16 protein-coding genes and 3 pseudogenes are annotated in these 17,806 nt (G+C 62.1%); 13 read left to right on the top strand and 6 right to left on the bottom strand.

Going from position 1 to position 17,806, the window contains the following annotated elements; genetic code table 11:
* From JWQ61_RS09065 to fusA, 3 pseudogenes are all read left to right on the top strand, one after another.
* Nucleotides 1–236, top strand: a pseudogene (locus JWQ61_RS09065) (GMP synthase (glutamine-hydrolyzing)); the annotation flags it as partial.
* A gap of 80 nt (nt 237–316) precedes the next feature.
* Nucleotides 317–520: pseudogene (locus JWQ61_RS09060) on the top strand (transposase); the annotation flags it as partial.
* A 181-nt stretch (nt 521–701) separates the two neighbouring features.
* Nucleotides 702–1,101, top strand: a pseudogene (fusA, locus tag JWQ61_RS09055) (elongation factor G); the annotation flags it as partial.
* A 28-nt stretch (nt 1,102–1,129) separates the two neighbouring features.
* Here the strand turns inward: fusA and JWQ61_RS09050 are convergent.
* Genes JWQ61_RS09050 through JWQ61_RS09030 form a run of 5 tightly spaced genes read right to left on the bottom strand, consistent with a single transcriptional unit; the run spans nt 1,130 to nt 6,002 of the window.
* The gene (locus tag JWQ61_RS09050; RefSeq protein ID WP_304360234.1) at nt 1,130–1,909 is read right to left on the bottom strand and encodes an SDR family NAD(P)-dependent oxidoreductase; all 780 of its coding nucleotides are present in this window, start codon (nt 1,907–1,909) and stop codon (nt 1,130–1,132) included.
* Nucleotides 1,909–3,105: an iron-containing alcohol dehydrogenase family protein gene (locus JWQ61_RS09045; protein WP_304360233.1), complete on the bottom strand. Its 1,197-nt coding sequence runs from the start codon at nt 3,103–3,105 to the stop codon at nt 1,909–1,911. Before JWQ61_RS09045 ends, JWQ61_RS09050 begins: the two co-directional genes overlap by 1 nt.
* A gap of 28 nt (nt 3,106–3,133) precedes the next feature.
* Nucleotides 3,134–4,405 carry a TRAP transporter large permease gene (locus JWQ61_RS09040; protein WP_304360232.1) on the bottom strand — a complete coding sequence of 424 codons (1,272 nt, stop codon included), beginning with the start codon at nt 4,403–4,405 and terminating at the stop codon, nt 3,134–3,136.
* Nucleotides 4,406–4,416: 11 nt separating this feature from the next.
* Nucleotides 4,417–4,977 carry a TRAP transporter small permease gene (locus tag JWQ61_RS09035; protein ID WP_304360231.1) on the bottom strand — a complete coding sequence of 187 codons (561 nt, stop codon included), beginning with the start codon at nt 4,975–4,977 and terminating at the stop codon, nt 4,417–4,419.
* On the bottom strand, nt 4,974–6,002 hold the full coding sequence (locus JWQ61_RS09030; RefSeq protein ID WP_304360230.1) for a TRAP transporter substrate-binding protein: 1,029 nt from the start codon (nt 6,000–6,002) through the stop codon (nt 4,974–4,976). The genes JWQ61_RS09035 and JWQ61_RS09030 overlap by 4 nt, the downstream gene beginning before the upstream one ends.
* Nucleotides 6,003–6,463: 461 nt before the next feature.
* Between JWQ61_RS09030 and JWQ61_RS09025 the strand changes: the two genes are divergently transcribed.
* From JWQ61_RS09025 to JWQ61_RS08980, 10 genes are all read left to right on the top strand, one after another.
* Nucleotides 6,464–6,889, top strand: a complete 426-nt coding sequence (locus tag JWQ61_RS09025) for a MaoC family dehydratase (RefSeq protein WP_304360229.1) — start codon at nt 6,464–6,466, stop codon at nt 6,887–6,889.
* A gap of 3 nt (nt 6,890–6,892) precedes the next feature.
* Nucleotides 6,893–7,717, top strand: a complete 825-nt coding sequence (locus JWQ61_RS09020; RefSeq protein WP_304360228.1) for an enoyl-CoA hydratase/isomerase family protein — start codon at nt 6,893–6,895, stop codon at nt 7,715–7,717.
* On the top strand, nt 7,714–8,859 hold the full coding sequence (locus JWQ61_RS09015; RefSeq protein WP_304360227.1) for an acyl-CoA dehydrogenase family protein: 1,146 nt from the start codon (nt 7,714–7,716) through the stop codon (nt 8,857–8,859). The genes JWQ61_RS09020 and JWQ61_RS09015 overlap by 4 nt, the downstream gene beginning before the upstream one ends.
* 40 nt (nt 8,860–8,899) lie before the next feature.
* Entirely contained in the window at nt 8,900–10,093 is a 1,194-nt protein-coding gene (locus JWQ61_RS09010; RefSeq protein WP_304360226.1) for a CaiB/BaiF CoA-transferase family protein, read from the top strand.
* Complete coding sequence (locus JWQ61_RS09005; protein ID WP_304360225.1) at nt 10,090–10,533, top strand: MaoC family dehydratase; 444 nt, start codon at nt 10,090–10,092, stop codon at nt 10,531–10,533. Before JWQ61_RS09010 ends, JWQ61_RS09005 begins: the two co-directional genes overlap by 4 nt.
* Before the next feature lie 50 nt (nt 10,534–10,583).
* Nucleotides 10,584–11,777 (top strand): fumarylacetoacetate hydrolase family protein, encoded by a 1,194-nt coding sequence (locus tag JWQ61_RS09000; RefSeq protein ID WP_304360224.1) that lies wholly within the window; start codon nt 10,584–10,586, stop codon nt 11,775–11,777.
* 126 nt (nt 11,778–11,903) lie between these two features.
* The gene (locus tag JWQ61_RS08995) at nt 11,904–12,797 is read left to right on the top strand and encodes a helix-turn-helix domain-containing protein (RefSeq protein WP_304360223.1); all 894 of its coding nucleotides are present in this window, start codon (nt 11,904–11,906) and stop codon (nt 12,795–12,797) included.
* A 123-nt stretch (nt 12,798–12,920) separates the two neighbouring features.
* Nucleotides 12,921–14,147 (top strand): glycoside hydrolase family 88 protein, encoded by a 1,227-nt coding sequence (locus JWQ61_RS08990; RefSeq protein WP_304360222.1) that lies wholly within the window; start codon nt 12,921–12,923, stop codon nt 14,145–14,147.
* 69 nt (nt 14,148–14,216) lie between these two features.
* Nucleotides 14,217–15,398: an ABC transporter substrate-binding protein gene (locus JWQ61_RS08985; RefSeq protein ID WP_304360235.1), complete on the top strand. Its 1,182-nt coding sequence runs from the start codon at nt 14,217–14,219 to the stop codon at nt 15,396–15,398.
* Nucleotides 15,399–15,450: 52 nt separating this feature from the next.
* Entirely contained in the window at nt 15,451–17,031 is a 1,581-nt protein-coding gene (locus tag JWQ61_RS08980) for an aldehyde dehydrogenase (NADP(+)) (RefSeq protein ID WP_304360221.1), read from the top strand.
* Between the two features lie 500 nt (nt 17,032–17,531).
* Here the strand turns inward: JWQ61_RS08980 and JWQ61_RS08975 are convergent.
* Nucleotides 17,532–17,806, bottom strand: a 275-nt coding sequence (locus JWQ61_RS08975; RefSeq protein WP_304360220.1) for a glycoside hydrolase domain-containing protein, incomplete at its 5' end; no start/stop codon positions are given.

The raw sequence follows: 17,806 nt of genomic DNA, 5'->3' as shown, positions 1-17,806 counted from the left end.
TTGCGGTGTTCCTGCCGGTCAAATCGGTGGGGGTGATGGGCGATGGACGCACGTATGAATATGTGGTGGCGCTGCGCGCGGTGCAGACGCTGGACTTCATGACGGCGCAATGGGCGCATTTGCCGCACAGTCTGCTGGGCAAGGTCTCGAACCGCATCATCAATGAAGTGCGCGGGATCAACCGCGTGGTCTACGACATCTCCGGCAAGCCGCCTGCGACGATCGAGTGGGAGTGAGTTTCTCCAAAGCAACACTCTTATATGCCATTATCGGAACCCAAGTGCTGCAATCCGCCGACGCCGATCCGATCGCACAGATGGCGCACCGGCTGAAGACGAAAAAGGGCCGCGCCGATTATGCCTTGCGCAAGCAGACGGTCGAACCCGTGTTCGGCATCATCAAACACGTGATGAAATTCCGGCAGTTCATGGTGCGCGGACTGACCCACGTCGGCCATGAATGGCATCTGGTCGCCCTCGCGTGGAACCTGAAGCGAATGATGACCATGAAAATGGCCTAAATAGGCGGCGGCTCGTCAGGAACCTGAGCTCGCATACGAACTGATTGGTGATCCACCGTGACAAACCAGGCGTTTCCGGAACCGCTGTGCGCCGCGTTCGCTAAAACTGCGATCGCGGCGCTCCTTTAAGCGGACGCAGCCAATTCGGCTCAAATGGCTGAGTCCGACAAACTGCTAGGCGACGCTGACGTTCGGCTTCTACCACGATGTCGATTCGAACGAGAACGCATTCCGCATGGCCTTGCTCGATCGCCTTCAGGGACGCCATGGGGCGCGGCGCCCGAGTGTTGCTGGAGCCGATGAGGAAGGTCAGGTTGCAACGCCGGAAGAATTCACGGGCAACGTGACGGGCGACTTGACCGCGCGCCGTGGCATGGTGCAGGGCATGGACGAGATTCCCGGTAGCGGCGGCAAGCTGATCGCAGCGTTGGTGCCGCTGGCCGACATGTTCGGCTACTCGACCACGCTGCGTTCGCTGACCCAGGGCAGGGGCAACCTATTCGATGGAGTTCAAGCACTACGCCGCGGTACCGGGCCACGTCCTCGAGCAGGTCGCGGCGTCGGGCAGGGCCGCGCGCTAGCGGCTGAAGGGCCGCCAGCGGAAACGGCTTATCGCGCGAGCGAACCGCCGTCCACGGAAAGGATCGCGCCGGTCGTATAAACGTTGTCCGGCAAGGCAAAATACAGCGCCGCCTCGGCAATGTTGTCCGGCGTGCCGAGATAAGGCGTGAGGCGGCGCTGCAGGAATTCATCCTTCATCGCTCCGGGATGTGCGTGGCTTTCGATCAGGCGGCTGATCATCGGCGTTTCAACGGTCCCCGGACAGATGCAGTTGATCCTGATGCCGCGCGCCGAATGGTCGACTGCCATCGCCTTGGTCAGTCCGACCAGTGCCGCCTTGGCCGCGCAATAGGCGGCGCGGTCTTTCAATCCCTTCAGGCCGGCCTCCGATGAAATGTTGATCACGGAGCCGTCGCCGCGCCGAAGCAAATGCGGCATCGCATGATGGCTCACCAGGTACGCCGAGGTGACGTTGATGCGAAATACATCGTCCCACTGCTGCGGCGTGATGTCGACGACGCTGCCCGGTATCGACTGGCCGGCATTGTTTACGACGATGCTCAGCGTGCCGAACTGGCTGATCACCGCGCCGACCAGCTGCGCGACGGCGTCGTAGTCGGTGACATCGGCGGCAAAGAACTTTGCGGCGCCGCCGGCTTCGATAATGCTGCCGACGACTGAATCGCCGCGTTGCCGGTTGCGGCCAACTACGGCGACCATGGCCCCTTCCGCCGCGAAGCGCCGCGTAATCGCTTCGCCGATGCCGGAAGTGGCCCCGGTAACGATCGCCACCTCATCCTGCAGCCGCCCTTGCGTTGTTTTCATCATTACAGTGCCCTTTCCAATAGTCGAACCAGGTCCTCGCGCACCGGCGTCCTCGGGTTGAGCCGGTTCAATCGTTCGATCGTCATCGAACTGTCGACAATCGCATCGATCTGGTCGCCCCTGATGCCGATCTGCGACAGCCGCGACGGCAGCCCCAGCACCCCCAGCAGCCGGAAGATACGATCGATGCCGCCCTGGATACGCGCCTCGCGCGCCGCCTCCCGCGATTCACCGAGCAGTTCGCCAATGCGGGCAAATCTGTCGGGCGCGGCAACCGCGTTGTATTCCATCCCGTATGGTAGCAACAGGCCGACTACCTCGCCATGCGGTCGCGGCGCGCGTTCGGCCACCGGGTAGGCGACCGCATGCACCCACGACACGCCGGAATTGGAAAACGCCAATGCCGACAGGATGTTCCCCAACATCATATTCGATCTGGCTTCGAGGTTGCGGCCCTGGTGCACCGCAACCGGCAGATTCTCCGCGATCAGCCCGATGGCACGTTCGGCCAGCATGTCGGTCATCGGATTCGACCCTTGGTAGATGGGGTCGCCGCCGGCGCCGACGTAGCGGTAGTCCTTGCCGTAGTACGCTTCAATAGCCTGCGTCAACGCATCCATGCCGGTGCATGCCGTGATGTATGGTGGCAGCCCGAGCGTCAGCTCGGGATCGAGCAATGCCACGGCCGGCCGCAACTGGTTATCGGATATGCCGGCTTTCATCTGCGTCTTGTCGTCGGTGACGATGGCGACCGGCGACACTTCCGAACCGGTGCCGGCGGTGGTCGGAATCGCGATGATCGGCATGATCTTGCCGGGCACCTTGTTTTCGCCGTAATAGTCGGACGGGTGTCCGCCATGACTCAGCAACAGCGCGACGATCTTGGTCAGGTCGATGCTCGAGCCGCCGCCGAGTGCGATCAGCAGGTCGGGCCCGGCGCTGCGCAGCTGCGCGCAGCAGGCCAGCACCGAGGCCATATCCGGTTCCGGCATCGCCTGCGCATAGACCTGCGGCGTGCAGCCGGCCGCCCGCAAGACGGCCTCGACCTTGCCCAGCAGTCCGGCCCGTTCGACCCCGGGATCGGTGATGATCGCCACCTGCCGTGCGCCGAAGCGGCTGATCAACGCCGGGATCCGCTGGACGGCGCCGTTGCCGAAGACGATCTGTCCGGCGCTGTTGAATTTCCAGGCATCTTGCATTGCGTGTCTCCTCGCTTGAAAGTGTTGTTTACGCGATGCCGAACAGATTTGGCAGGAAGCGCGGGATCTGCGGAAAGGCGATGATCAGTGCCAGGTCCAGTACCAGCGCGAGGATGAAGGGCATGATGGCCCGGGTGGCCTTTTCCACCGAGACGCCGCCGATCGAAGCCGCAGTGAACAGGCAGAACCCGATCGGCGGCATATTGATGCCGATCGCCGAATTGATCAGCACGATGACGCCGAAGACGACCGGGTCAATTCCCATCTGCACCACCAGCGGCATGAACACCGGGATCACCACCGCAATGCTGGAGATCGTTTCCAGCACCGTATGGGTGACAATCAGGAACAGGTTGATCAGGATCAGCAGGACCACCGCGCTGGTGGTGAGCAGCAGGAAACTGTCCGCCACATGCAGAGGGATTTGCGCTTCGATCAGATAACGGCCGAGCACGAAGGCCAGTCCCAGCAGGAACGACACGCGTGTCGTGTTGACCGCCGTCGTGGTCAGGATCTGCTTGAAGTGCGACAAGTCGAGGCTCTTGAAGATGAACCGGCTGACCAGGGTCACATAGACCGCGGCGACCACGCCCGCTTCGACTGGCGTGAAGATCCCGCCGAGAATGCCACCGAGGATGAGGATCGGTGTCAGCAAGGCCCAGAACGCCTGCTTAAAGGTCGCCCACAAGACCTTGCCCGAGAACGGCTCCACCGACGTGTAATTACGGCGCACTGCCGTCGTGTAATTGACGACCATGAACGAGAGTACCACTAGCAGCATCGGAATGATGCCGGCGATGAACATCGTGCCGACCGAGACATTCGCGGTATAGGCATACACCAGCATGCTCATCGACACCGGCGACAGCAGGCCAAGTGAACCGGCAGCCGATTGCAGGGCGACCGCGAACGGCGCCGAGTAGCCCTTCTTGACCATCCCCGGAATCATCACCGACCCGATCGCCGCCGTGTCGGCGGTGGCCGATCCCGACAGGTCGGCAAAGAACATGCTGGCGACGATCGTCACCTGCCCGATACCACCGCGCATGAAGCCGACCAGGGCCTGGGAAAAGTCGATCAGGCGGCGCGACACGCCGCCGGAATCCATGATCGCCCCGGTCAGCATGAAAAATGGAATCGCCAGCAGACCGGCATTATTCAGGTTCGAAAACAATTGCTGCGGAATGACCAGCAGCGGCGTTCCAATCGACGCCAGCGCGATCGTGGCGGCCATGCCGATGCAAATCGCCACCGGAATGCCGAGCGCGAGCAGGCTTGCGCCTACACCGAGTGCCCACATGATAATTCTCCTTAGATATGCTCAGTAATGCCGTGGGCCATGACGGCAACCGGCTTGATGTCAGGTGCAAGATGCCGCACCACGATCCGGACGACCGAATGCAGGATCAGCAATGCGCCGCCGACCGGGATCGACAGGTACGGATACGTCATGGAAATCGGCAGCGAGGCCGCCGTTTCAGTGCCCATCATGAGCAGCATCTGGCCGCCGTAGACCAGGAAAATCGCACCGAGGGCCAGCACCACGCCATCGGTGAAATCAGCCAAGGTGTGCTGGGTGAAGGCCGGCAGCCGGTCGGCCAGGGCCCTGACCTCGGGATGAACCCGCAACTTGATGCCGGCTGCCGCGCCAAGGCAGGTGAGCCACACAAACAGGTAGGCGGCCAGTTCATCGGCCCACGACAGTGAATCGTGCAGCACGAAGCGGAAGATCACCCCCAGTGCCTGCACGATGACCATGGCCGAGAGCAAGACGCCGCAAATGGCGAGCGTGATCTTCAGCGCCATGTCGTCAATCCAGAGCATGCCGCGCGCAAATCGCTGCGCCGGAGACAGTGTGGTCGAGTGTTTCATTTGACTACGCGTCGCGTCGCGGTGATTTCCTGGAACATCGCCTGGCCGTTCGGAATCTTGGTCAGGATCTCGTTACGCGCTGCGGCAGTCGCGGCTGCCCACGGCTTGGTGTCGACTTCGACCACCTGGACACCTTGTTTCTTCATCTGTAGCAGCGAGTCGTCATACTGCTTGCGGTATTCCTTCAGGTCGAGCTGGGCCGCAACCTGCGCCGCCTCCTGCACCGCGTTCTGTAACGCCGGCGTGAGCTTGTTCCAGGTGCTCTTGCTGATGGCGATGACGACCGGCAGGTAATTGACGCGGGTGACATAGTAGTGCTTGGCCACGTCGGCGAATTTATCCTGGACAAACTGTTCCGGCGACGTGTCGGCACCATCGACCAGGCCCTGCGACAAGGCCAGGAACACCTGGTTGTAGGCGAGTGGCGTCGGGTTGGCGCCAAGTGCCTTGTAGCCGGCGATGTAGCCCGGGCTCTGCATCACGCGTACCTTCAGGTCCTTCATGTCGGCGAGCGAACCGACGGTCTTCTTCGCGGTGAACAGGTTGCGTTCGCCGACCGAAATCCAGGCCAGGCCGACCATGTTATACGGCAGCATCATGTCGAGGAATTTCTTTCCCACCGGTCCCTGCAGCACCTGGTTGGCGTCGTCGACGCTGCTGAACAGATAGGGTACGTCAAAGATTTCCCACTGCTTGATGGTATTCACCATCGCCGCCTGGCCCGAAATCATCATGTCCTGGGTACCGGTGCGCAGCGCTTGCGTCATCTGCACTTCGCCGCCTAGCTGCGACTGCGGGAACACCTGTACCTGAATCTGACCGTTGGACTTCTGGCTGACGGATTTGGCGAATTCGAGCGCGGCCAGCTGGTAGTGATTATTGGCCGCCAGCGTATGGCCGAGCTTCATGACGATCTTGTCCCCGGACGCGGCGTGGGCGCCGCCGGCGCCGGTCAGGCTGGCCATCAGGATGCTGCTTGCAGCGAGGGTGCGAAGCAGGCTGTTGAGGCGGAATATCTGTTTCATGGGTTTGTCTCCATCATGGGTGAACTTCAGGACCAGCGCGAAACTCGCCGGCCGTTCGAGAGAAAGTATTCGCGAAAGACGGCGCGGCGCGTTAGGACGCGGCATCCCATTTCTTGTACTTTTTTACCTCCACGGCGTGCGCGACGGCGCAGTCGAACCAGCGCGCCGCCAACGCTGCAACGCAGCAACTTTGGTCCGCGCCCATAGACGCAGCGCCGCACAATTTTTGCGCAAACGCAGGGCGGCGATTCGGTGCAACGCCAAAATTCGCTCGCTGCGCGGCCCGCCTTGCCGGTGGCGCCACGCTTGCCGAAAAGTCCAAGCATTCGCGCAAACCGTCCTACCGCTGAAAAACGCCGCACTTCTAATATTCATCAACGGGCAAGGACTCCCCGGTGCGGCGCACCGCCTGTCCACAACACCATTTCGCTATTCAACTTCAATAGGACTATTTACTGATCATGGCCAAACGACTTCACATGGACTGTTACGCAGTCGGCGACACGGCGGACGTTGCAAAGACGGTTTCGGAATACGACATCTACGCCTTTGCCGGCATCGTCGGCGATTTCTACGCGGTCCATCTCAACGAAGAATTCGCCAAGACCACGCGCTTTGAAAAACGCATCGCACAAGGCTGCCTGTCGGTTGGCTTCCTGTCGACCGTGATGGGCTATATGGCGGCCAAGGCGCCGAATCCGGGCGCCGTGTCGCACCGCTACGACATCACCTTCCAGGCGCCTGTCTATATCGGCGACACCGTTACGGCCCGGCTCGAACTGCGCCAAAAGGACGAGGAACGCAATACCTGCATCTTCACTGCCACCGTGACCAACCAGGACGGCACCGTGGTGGCGTCGGGCGACACCTACCTGAAAGTACTCTAGGTCATGGACACCGATCTCGATGTGCTGCTGACCGAACAACTGGGGCCGGTCCGATTGTTGACGATCAACCGGCCGCGGCGGCTGAACGCGCTCAACCCGGACGTCATGCTGGCACTCAACGCCGCGCTCGACGCGGCCGCCAGCGACGATGCCACACGCGCGCTGGTCATCACCGGCGCCGGCAGCAAGGCCTTCGTCGCCGGCAACGAGGTCGACGCCCTGGCCGCGCTTGATGGCGTCGGCGCCTACCGCGAAATGATGGCCGGCCAGCGTACTTTCCTGCGGCTGCATGAATTTGCCAAACCGACGCTGGCGATGGTGAACGGCTACGCGCTCGGCGGCGGTTTCGAACTGGCGCTGGCCTGCGACTTCCTGCTGGCCGCTGACAGCGCCCGCTTCGGCTTTCCGGAAATTAGCCTGAACACGATGCCGGGCTGGGGCGGCACCCAGCTCGCCGTCAAGAAGATGGGACTCGCGCGTGCCAAGCAGATGGTGCTGAGCGGGCACCACTTCACGGTCGATGAATGCCTGCACTTCGGCTTCATCCATCAGGTCGCCGCGGCGGAAAACCTGCGCGCGGCGACGCTGGAATTTGCCGCCACGCTGACGCGCCATCACCCGTTCGCGATGGAAATGGCCAAGCGCTCCGTCAACCGCGCCAGCGAACTGCCGCTCAGTGCCGGCATGGAGTTCGAGGCCGCCAACTATGCCGTCAATTTCGGCACCGCGGATGCGCGCGCCGGGCTGCATGGCTTCCTTGCCCGGCGCGACGAAAAACACCTTCGTGCACAGGACCGCTCCCACCCAACTAATGAGGTAACAACATGACGCATTGGCTCAATGAACAGCATACGATGATCCGCGACGCTGTACGCCGCTTCGCCGAAGGCGAGGTGGTACCGGTCTCGGAGCACCTGTGGGAAGAGGAAGCGTTCCCTTACGATATCTGGAAACGGGCCGGCGAACTCGGCTTCACGGGCCTGCCGTATCCGGAAGCGCATGGCGGCGGCGGTGGCGAATGGCTGTCGTTCGTCATCGTGCTCGAAGAGCTGGCGCGGGTCGATTGCGCAGTCGCCAACTCACTGATGGCCAATTCGACGGTCGCCAGCCTGTTGTCCAACTATGGCACCGAGGACCAGATGCAACGCTACCTGCGGCCGATCCTGGACGGCTCGACAGTGGGCGCGATTGCGTTGTCCGAACCGAACGCCGGTTCCGATGCCGCCAACATCGGCACCCGCGCCACGCTCGACGACGGCCAGTGGGTAATCAACGGCTCGAAGACGTTCATCAGCAACTCCGGCACCGACGTCACCGGCCCGGTGGTGGTCGCCGCCGTCACCGGCACGCGTCCGGACGGCCGCAAGGAAATCTCCACACTGATTTTGCCCAATGGCACCCCCGGATTTACCTACGGCCGCAAATTGCGCAAGATCGGCTGGCGCGCATCCAGCACGTACGAACTGTTTTTCGAGAACTGCAAGGTGCCCGAGGCACACCTGCTGGGGCAGCGCGGCGCCGGATTGCGCCAGACCCTGGCCCAGATCAATACCGGTCGCATCTTGATTGGTGCGCTGGCGTTGGGGATCCTGCAGGGATCGCTGGACCGTTCGCTGGCCTACATGAAGGAACGCCGTGCATTCGGCAAGCCGATCGCCGAATTCCAGGCCCTGCAATTCAAGGTCGCCGACATGGCCACCCACACCCATGCGGCGCGCCTGATGCTCTACGACGCTGCCGCGCTTAAAGATGCCGGCCAGCCGTTCGGCCAGCAGGCCTCGATGGCAAAACTGTTTGCCAGCGAGCGGGCGATGGAGGCGGCGCACCAGGCGCTGCAGATCCATGGCGGCTACGGCGTGATGAGCGAGTACGCGGTGGCGCGCGCATTCGGCGACGCCAAGGTGTTGGAAATCGTCGAAGGCACTTCGGAGATCCAGCGCATGATCATCTCGCGCGAATTGCTGGCCTGACGGCCGGCACGCACAATCGACTATTTTTCTCGGAGGTCACATGCTCAAGGGCATAAAGGTAATCAGCTTCACGCACTTCCTGCAAGGTCCGGCGGCCGTGCAGATGCTGGCCGACGTCGGCGCCGACGTCATCAAGATCGAGCCGCCTGGCGGCGCTTTCGAGCGCAACTGGTCCGGCCTCGATGCGTTTATTGAAGGCGTCAGCGTGTTTTTCATGCTCGGCAACCGCAACCAGCGCAGCATTTCGCTTGATCTGCGCGACGAGAAGGCAAAGGAAATCGTCTGGCGGCTGGTGCGCGAAGCCGACGTCCTGATCGAAAACTATCGCCCCGGCGTGCTGCAGCGCATGGGCTTCGGCTATGAGGATGTAAAGGCCGTCAATCCGCGCCTGGTGTATTGCTCGTGCACGGGCTACGGTTCTTCCGGTCCGTACCTCAAGCGCCCGGGGCAAGACCTGCTGCTGCAGGCGATGAGCGGCATGACGATGCTGTCGGGGTCGGCCGATTCGCCGCCGACGCCGGTGGGTTCGGCCATCGTCGACCAGCATGCCGCCGCGCTGGCCGCGTTCGGCGTGGTCGCGGCGCTGCAGGCGCGCGAGCGCACTGGCAAAGGTACCCTGGTCGAAAGCAATTTGCTGAATGCGGCAATCGACCTGCAGATCGAGCCGTTTACCTATTACCTGAACAAGGGGCCGCTGTGGGATCGTACCGAGCCGCCGATCGGCAGCCGCTTCCATCCGGCGCCATACGGGGTGTACCGCACGCAGGACGGCTGGATTGCGATCTCGCTGACGACGACCGCCAAGCTTGCTGCGGCGCTTGACCGGCCGGAACTGGCCGACTTTTCCGATCTGAAGGATCCGGTTAACCAGCGCGACCAGATCAATCGCATCGTGCATGAGGCGCTCACTACGCGCACCACGGCGGCGTGGATGGCGGCCTTTGATGTGCACGATATCTGGTATGCGCCGGTCAACGATTACGAGCAGGTCGAGGCCGATCCGCAAGTAAAGCACAACGACATCGTGATGACGGTCGAGCACCCCCAAGCGGGCAGTGTGCGCCTGCTGGCCCATCCGGTGCGCTACGACGGCAAAGCGCCGGCGCTGCACCGCGCGCCACCGCAGCAGGGCCAGCATACACGCGAGGTGCTGGCCGAACTTGGCTACAGCGCCGACGACATCGAGACCCTGGTGAGCCAGCGTATCGCGCTCCCGGAAGGGGGTAAAGCATGAGCGCCACCATGTTCCGATGGAACGACCTGCTCGGCTTCGACGATATCGCGATCGGCCGCAAACAGGTTACGACACGCAAGATGACCGCGGCCGAGATCGACGCGTTCGCCTGGCTGTCGGGCGACCTCAATCCGCTGCACATGGACCAGGAATTCGCCGCGCACTCGCCGTTCGGCCAGCGCGTCGCGCACGGGATCCTGACCGCTGCCGTGGTATCGATGGCGCATACCGCGCTGACCGGTCCCGGCTTTGCCTACGTCGGCCAGGAACTGCGCTTCCTGGGGCCCGTATTCATCGACGACACCATTACCGTCGAAGTGACGGTGGTCGGCAAGAAAGACGCAAAACGTATCCTCATCATGGACACCATGGTGCGCAAGCAGACCGGCGAGGCGGTACTGAGCGGCCTGTCGGCGCTCAAGGAACTGCGGTTCGCGTAATCCAGCCGGACGCGCGCGTTCGCACTCATCAACCAACCAGGAACCATCCCATGTCAGACACGCCGCAATCCGCTATTCCCGATATCCTTCCCGCCGACGGTTTTGCCGGCACATTGATTGGCCGTGCCTGGCTGCCGGGACCCCATCCGGGCCCCGCCGTGGTCGCGATCCGGCACGATGGCGTATTCGATGTGAGCCGGCTCGCCTCGACCGTTAGCGCATTACTCGAGCACGATGATGCGGCGGCGCTGGTGCGCGCTACCGTCGGCCAGCGCATCGGCAGCTTCGAGGACATCGCGCGCAACACCGCGGCCGCCATCCCCGATGAAGACTGTCCTTACCTGCTGGCGCCTTGCGACCTGCAGGTGATCAAGGCAGCCGGCGTGACGTTCGTCGACAGCATGCTCGAACGCGTAATCGAGGAACAAACTGGCGGCGATGCCGGTCGTGCACAAGCGGTGCGCGCGCGCGTGCAGGCGGTCATGGGCGACAACCTGGCGGCAGTCGTCCCGGGCTCGCCTGAAGCGGCGAAACTGAAGGCGCTGCTGATCGAGCAGGGCATGTGGTCGCAGTACCTGGAGGTCGGGATCGGACCGGATGCCGAGGTGTTCACCAAAGCGCCGGTGCTGTCGGCGATCGGCACCGGCGCGGAGATCGGCCTCCACCCCGACTCTGCCTGGAACAACCCGGAGCCCGAGGTGGTCCTCGCCGTCAACAGCCGGGGCCAAATAATGGGCGCGACGCTGGGCAATGACGCCAACTTGCGCGATTTCGAAGGACGCAGCGCATTATTGCTGAGCAAGGCCAAGGACAACAACGCGTCCTGCGCGATCGGGCCGTTCATCCGCCTGTTCGATGCCGGTTTTTCGCTCGACGACGTGCGCAAGCAAGAGGTGCGGCTGCTGGTCGAAGGCAGCGACGGCTTCGTCCTGCACGGCACCAGTTCGATGAGCCGCATCAGCCGCGACCCGGTCGACCTTGCCGGCCAGACCCTCGGTGCAACGCATCAATACCCGGACGGCTTCATGCTGTTCCTCGGCACGCTGTTCTCGCCGACCCAGGACCGCGATCATCCCGGCGCCGGCTTTACCCATCACGCCGGCGATATCGTCACGATCAGCAGCAGCAAATTAGGTGCGCTGCGCAATCGCGTCAACACTTCGGACAAGGTCAAGCCTTGGATATTCGGCCTGCGCGCGCTGATGGCGAACCTGGCGGCGCGCGGCCTGCTGACCGAACGTTGAACTTTCTGCTATTGTAGGAATGGATTCGATCAGCCGCCAGGCGCGCTGCCATACAGATCAGATGTTCAAACTGCGACTCCGCGGACTGTGCGCGGACGACGCAGTTGCCCGATGGAGATTACCGTAATGCATACCTCGTCGTGTTGTCAATTGCCGGTCATACAGATCGCGAACTTTGACTACGGCTCCAAAGTCAAGTCGATTGATTTTCATTTTGCGCCGCTGGAAAACCTGAAGTCCACCTTGCCCTATCCGCACAGGCACGACTTCTATCATATCGTCTGGGTGGCGCACGGTAGCGGCCATCACATCATCGATTCGGTGCGCTACGAGGTCAAGCCGAATACCTTGTTCTTCATGGGCCCGGGCCAGATCCACGATTTCGTGCTGTCCGATGATGCGGCCGGGTTCACCATCAATTTCAGCGCCGAATTCTTCGCCTTCAAGGTGCAGAGCAGGAATTCGCTCACCGAGGTGCCGGTGTACGATTTCGAAAGCATCAGCAACGCCCTCTACATGGATGACGACCAGGCCCACGTGTTGTTTCCCATCATTGAAGCGATCAGCGAGGAATACATCGCCGAGCAGAGGGGATACGAAGACGTGATCTGGTCGTACCTGCGGATTTTCCTGATGAAGGCGTCGCGCATGGCCGAACCGGCCGCCGACACCGGCGCGTCGTCGCGCAGCCTGCTGCTGGCGCGCCGCTTCAAGACGCTGCTGGAGAAAAATTTCGCGTCGCTCGACGAAACGGCCGAGTACGCGCGCCTGCTGAAGGTCACCGAACGCGCGCTCAATGAAGCGATCCGCCAGGCCACCGGCCAGACCGCCTCGCAACTGATCAGGGAACGGGTCATGCTGGAAGCGAAGCGCATGCTGCTGCACTCGGAAGTGAGCGTGGCAGAGGTGGCCGATCAGCTGGGATTCGGCGACCCTGCTTACTTCAGCCGCTGCTTCAAGAAACACACCGGCCGCTCGCCGATCGATTTTCGCCAGAGCCTCGTCAACCTGAAGCTCTGATCCCTGTTGCGCTGCGAAAAAGTCCAAGTCAAGCTGGTTTTCGTCCTAACCACTGGCGTCTCCTGACTCGTAAAATTTTGTCTACGGTGTTGCACCAGCACCGGGACAAAACGAGGAGATGCGATGCCAAATGACATGAACAACCCGATTGAAATCACGCCGGCACAACGGGCCCTTTTTTCCAGTACGCTCGACGAGATGGCCCGCAAGGTGGCGCAGGACGAGCCCACCCTGGGCGTCGAATTTCCCCACGTGACCAGCCCCGACGGCGCATGGGTTCGCCAGCCGGCTTCGCTCTCCGCGGGCTACACCGGCGACTCCTGGAGCCACGGTAACTGGCTGTGCGGGTTTTGGGTCGGCCTGCTGCTGGCATCGTACCAGCACACCGGCGAGTCCAGGTTCCTGCTGTGGGCGCGCGAGCGCATGCGGCTGGTAGCGCAGCGCGCGGAAGACCCGAACACCCACGACATCGGATTCATCTTCGACAGCAGCGCGATTCCCGGCTTCGACATCACCGGCGATGCATGGTACGCCGGCATCGCGCTGGAGGCGGCCGGCAAATTGCGCGCCCGCCTGGTGACCACGCGCGCCGGCGCCTACCTGGCGTCATGGGGGCCGATGAACGATCCGCGTGGCCGATGCAGTTCGGCGATCGATACCATGGCCAACCTGTCGCTGTTGTACTGGGCCGCCAACTACAGCGGCGACGCCAGCTATCGGCTGGCCGCCCGGGCGCACGCCGACATCAGCGCCAAGGCCTTCATCCGCAGCGACGATTCGACCTACCATGCGGTCGAGTATGACACCGTCAGCGGCGAGCGCAGGCGTGGCTATACCTTCCAGGGCGCGTTCGATGAATCCGCCTGGAGCCGCGGCCAGGGCTGGGCCATTTACGGCTACGTGAATACGGCGCGCGAGACCGGCAAGCGCGAATACCTCGACCTGGCCGAGCGCCTGGCGACGTATTACCTGAAACGCCTGGATGGTCGCCAGGTGCCGCCGTGGGACTTCGATGCGACCGGCGCCGATGCCGACATCAAGGATACGGCGGCGGCGGCGGTGGTGTCGTCGGCCTTGCTCGAATTGGGGCGCGTGCATCCGGATCCGGCCGCCGGGGCCAGGTGGCGCACGCACGGCCTGGCGATGCTCGAGGCGCTTTGCCGCACCGAAGTTGCCAGCGAGCCGTCGCAGCGCGGCCTGTTGAAGAATTCCTGCTACTCGAAGCCGCACAACGAAGGCGTCGACGGCGCCACGATGTTCGGCGATTTCTTTTTTGCCGAGGCCCTGTGCCGGGTCATGATGCCGGGCAGATTCCGGCCGCTGCCAGCGCATCCGCTTGCCATCATCTGACACCGTCCGTTTCCACCGGAGACCAGCATGCAGCATAAAAAAATAGTCCAATTCGCTGTGGGTGTATTGATGTCGCTCGACATGGGCATCGTGGCGGCGCAAAACATGGTAAGCGCGGGAGTCGTCAAGATCGGCGTCCTGACCGACATGTCCGGTCTGTATTCGGACATTGCCGGGCAGGGCAGCGTGGTGGCGGTGAAGATGGCGGTGGAGGATTTCGGCGGCAAGGTCCCGGGCCATCCGATCCAAGTCGTGTCGGCCGATCACCAGAACAAGGCGGACGTCGCCGCCGGCAAGGCCCGCGAATGGCTCGACACCCAGCAAGTGGACATGATTACCGACCTGGTGAATTCCTCGACGGCGCTGTCGGTCATCGAGATTGGCCGGCAAAAGAACCGGATGGTGATCGTAAACGGCGCCGCGTCGACCAAGCTGACGAACGAGAACTGTTCGCCCATCAGCATCAACTATACCTACGACACCTACGCGCTGGCGAAAGGGACGGCCAAGGCAATTACTGCGCAGGGCGGCAATTCCTGGTTTTTCATCACCGCGGACTATGCGTTCGGCCACTCGCTTGAAAAGGATGCATCGGCGGTGGTGACAGCCAACGGTGGCAAGATCCTCGGGGCTAGCCGCCATCCCTTGAACGCGTCCGATTTTTCGTCGTTCCTGATGCAGGCGCAGGCCTCGAAGGCGAAGGTGATCGGCCTGGCCAACGGTAGCGGGGACAACGTCAACTCGATCAAGGCGGCGAATGAATTTGGCCTAGCCAGGTCAGGCACCCAGCAACTGGCTGCGCTGCTGGCGTTCATCACCGATATCCATAGCCTGAAACTGAATGTCGCCCAGGGACTGCTGTTGACGGAATCGTTCTATTGGGATCTTGACGAGGACACGCGCAAGTGGTCGAAGCGCTTCTTCGACAAGACCAAAAGGATGCCGACGATGATCCAGGCCGGTAATTATTCATCAACCATGCATTATCTCAAGGCAGTGCAAGCGGCCGGAACGGATGACACCGCAGCCGTGATGGCCAGGATGAAGGCCACTCCAGTCAACGATTTCTTCGCCCACAACGGCAAGATCCGCGAGGATGGCTTGATGGTGCATGACTATTACCTGTTCCAGGTCAAGAAGCCATCCGAATCGAAATATCCGTGGGATTACTATCAGCTGAAGTCGGTGATCCCGGCGGCCGCGGCCACCCAGCCGCTGTCGGCCAGCACCTGCCCGCTGGTAAAAAAGTGACCAGGCCGGTGCTTGTCGCCGCGCCAGAACAATGATCGAAAGGACCAGTACAGTGACAAACGACATTCTCGGACACCAGTATATTGGTGGCGCCCGCAGCGCCCAAGGGGCGGCAAGCTTTCGCAGCATCGCCGCTGCATCGGGGGAAACTCACCCGGTTCCATTCCACGAGGCAAGCGACGCGGAAGTCGACGCGGCGGCGGCGGCGGCGGCGGCTGCTTATCCGGCCTACCGGCAACTGCTGCCCGAACAGCGCGCCACATTCCTCGATGCCATCGCCGAGGAACTCGATGCGCTGGGCGACGACTTCATTGGCGAGGTGATGCGCGAAACCGGCCTGCCGGCCGCGCGCCTGCAAGGCGAACGCACGCGCACCAGTAACCAGATGAGGCTGTTCGCCAAGGTACTGCGGCGCGGCGATTTCCTTGGCGCGCGCATCGATACCGCCTTGCCCGAGCGCCAGCCGCCACGGCCGGATGTGCGCCAATGCAAGATCGGCATCGGCCCAGTGGCTATTTTCGGCGCCAGCAATTTCCCGCTGGCCTTTTCGGTGGCCGGCGGCGATACCGCGGCGGCGCTGGCGGCCGGTTGTCCGGTCGTCGTCAAAGCCCATGCCGGCCATCTGATCACGTCCGAACGCGTGGCCGATGCAGTGCAACGCGCGGTCCAGCGCTGCGCGATGCCGCCAGGCGTATTCAACATGATTTACGGCGGCAACGTCGGCGCGCGACTGGTGCAGGCGCCGCAGATCAAGGCGGTCGGCTTCACCGGTTCCTTGCGGGGAGGGCGGGCGCTGTGCGATTTGGCGGCGGCGCGCGCCGAACCGATCCCGGTGTTCGCCGAGATGTCGAGCGTCAATCCGATCATCCTGCTGCCGGAAGCCTTGCAAGACCGCGGCGAAGCCATCGCCAAAGATCTCGCCGCGTCGGTGACGATGGGTGCAGGCCAGCTATGCACCAATCCTGGCCTGTTGGTGGGGGTGCGTTCAGCGCAACTGAGCCACTTCATCGAATGCCTGCAAAAGGCCATGGAGGTCCAGCCGGCGCAGACCATGCTCAATGCCGGCATGCTGTCCAACTATTACGGCGGCGTTGACCGGCTCAGCACGCTAAGCGGCGTGGCAGTGCTGGTGTCGGGCGGCGCCGATGAAGCCAAGGCCAGGCCGCATTTCTTCAAGGCTGAGCAAAGCCTGCTGTTTGCCGCTGGCGCGCCGTTGGAGGAAGAAGTGTTCGGCGCCGCGACCGTGGTTGTCGAGCTCGACAGCCGCGAAGCGCTGTTGCAGTTCGCCCGGGCGATGGGCGGCCAGCTGACCGCAACCTTGATGGCGGAACCGGCCGATTTGCGTGCTCACCGCGACCTGATCGAATGCCTGGAGCAAAAAGCCGGGCGCTTGCTGGTCAATGGCACGCCGACCGGTGTCGAAGTGTGTGAAGCAATGGTGCATGGCGGGCCGTATCCGGCCACTTCAGACGCGCGCGGCACCTCGGTCGGCACGCTGGCGATCGACCGTTTCCTGCGTCCGATCTGCTACCAGAACTATCCGGACGAGTTGCTGCCGCCGGCGCTGCAAGGCCGAAATCCGTTGGGCTTGGTGCGGCTAGTGAACGGCGAGCAGCGCCGCGGCGCAATCTGAGCGGGCGCTGGGCTCGACAGCGATGTTGCAATTCATGCCATGAATGCACTGACTCTTTTTCGGCGCAAAGGCGACAATGACGCACGCGAGGTACAGGCGCCGGAAACGGTACACGACGGCAAAGAGCTCCAGTCATTTCTCTAGACCAGCGCTAGAGAAAATGCATATTGACGTACCGGCAATTAATTAGAGCCACGGACCGAATTGCGGCGAGGATGCTTAGCTATTTGGATTTTTCAACCCGGCGCAGACGCGACCGCCCCGAAGCTTGGCTTTGCTGGTTAGTCGGACGAGCGGGTTCAGCCAATTTCGATCATGGTATTGTCCATGGTATCGCTCAGTATGGCGGTTAGAAAGGTATTTGTTATCAGATACCTAGCTCAGCCATTTATAATTGGGTGGGAATGAGGTTGCCTCTCGGCAAAAAATTATCTGCAGGACGAGTAATCAACCCCGCTTTCGCGGGGTTTTTTCGGCGTTGGGAACTCAGGCTCTGCAGCTTAACTACCGTATCCCGACATGGAGAATGGCCGACTGTTCAATTCACGCCCCCAGTCCTTATTCGGCTCGCTTTGCATCTCAAAGCGAAGCTCACCGCCAGCTTCTATATCCTGATGACGGATGTAAACATGATCCAGGGGCTTGCCGTTGAGGGATACCTTGCCGACATAGGGATGCGCTTCATCGAGATGTTCCGCAACCATCGTAAAGTGTTTGCCATTCGGTAGGTTGATGGTGGCACGGTTCACAAAAGGACGTCCGATCACGTATTGGT

Source organism: Collimonas fungivorans (genome assembly GCF_028292705.1).
GTDB classification, from domain to species: domain Bacteria; phylum Pseudomonadota; class Gammaproteobacteria; order Burkholderiales; family Burkholderiaceae_D; genus Collimonas; species Collimonas fungivorans_B.
This window is presented reverse-complemented; position numbering and strand designations above follow the sequence as displayed.

What these genes read in the sequence shown, in the direction of transcription:
- JWQ61_RS09050 (WP_304360234.1), bottom strand. Translation starts at nt 1,909, where the DNA reads ATGATGAAAACAACGCAAGGGCGGCTGCAGGATGAGGTGGCGATCGTT.
- JWQ61_RS08985 (WP_304360235.1), top strand. Translation starts at nt 14,217, where the DNA reads ATGTCGCTCGACATGGGCATCGTGGCGGCGCAAAACATGGTAAGCGCG.
- JWQ61_RS09025 (WP_304360229.1), top strand. Translation starts at nt 6,464, where the DNA reads ATGGCCAAACGACTTCACATGGACTGTTACGCAGTCGGCGACACGGCG.
- JWQ61_RS09020 (WP_304360228.1), top strand. Translation starts at nt 6,893, where the DNA reads ATGGACACCGATCTCGATGTGCTGCTGACCGAACAACTGGGGCCGGTC.
- JWQ61_RS09045 (WP_304360233.1), bottom strand. Translation starts at nt 3,105, where the DNA reads ATGCAAGATGCCTGGAAATTCAACAGCGCCGGACAGATCGTCTTCGGC.
- JWQ61_RS08995 (WP_304360223.1), top strand. Translation starts at nt 11,904, where the DNA reads ATGCATACCTCGTCGTGTTGTCAATTGCCGGTCATACAGATCGCGAAC.
- JWQ61_RS08990 (WP_304360222.1), top strand. Translation starts at nt 12,921, where the DNA reads ATGCCAAATGACATGAACAACCCGATTGAAATCACGCCGGCACAACGG.
- JWQ61_RS09040 (WP_304360232.1), bottom strand. Translation starts at nt 4,405, where the DNA reads ATGTGGGCACTCGGTGTAGGCGCAAGCCTGCTCGCGCTCGGCATTCCG.
- JWQ61_RS09015 (WP_304360227.1), top strand. Translation starts at nt 7,714, where the DNA reads ATGACGCATTGGCTCAATGAACAGCATACGATGATCCGCGACGCTGTA.
- JWQ61_RS09010 (WP_304360226.1), top strand. Translation starts at nt 8,900, where the DNA reads ATGCTCAAGGGCATAAAGGTAATCAGCTTCACGCACTTCCTGCAAGGT.
- JWQ61_RS09005 (WP_304360225.1), top strand. Translation starts at nt 10,090, where the DNA reads ATGAGCGCCACCATGTTCCGATGGAACGACCTGCTCGGCTTCGACGAT.
- JWQ61_RS09000 (WP_304360224.1), top strand. Translation starts at nt 10,584, where the DNA reads ATGTCAGACACGCCGCAATCCGCTATTCCCGATATCCTTCCCGCCGAC.
- JWQ61_RS09035 (WP_304360231.1), bottom strand. Translation starts at nt 4,977, where the DNA reads ATGAAACACTCGACCACACTGTCTCCGGCGCAGCGATTTGCGCGCGGC.
- JWQ61_RS09030 (WP_304360230.1), bottom strand. Translation starts at nt 6,002, where the DNA reads ATGAAACAGATATTCCGCCTCAACAGCCTGCTTCGCACCCTCGCTGCA.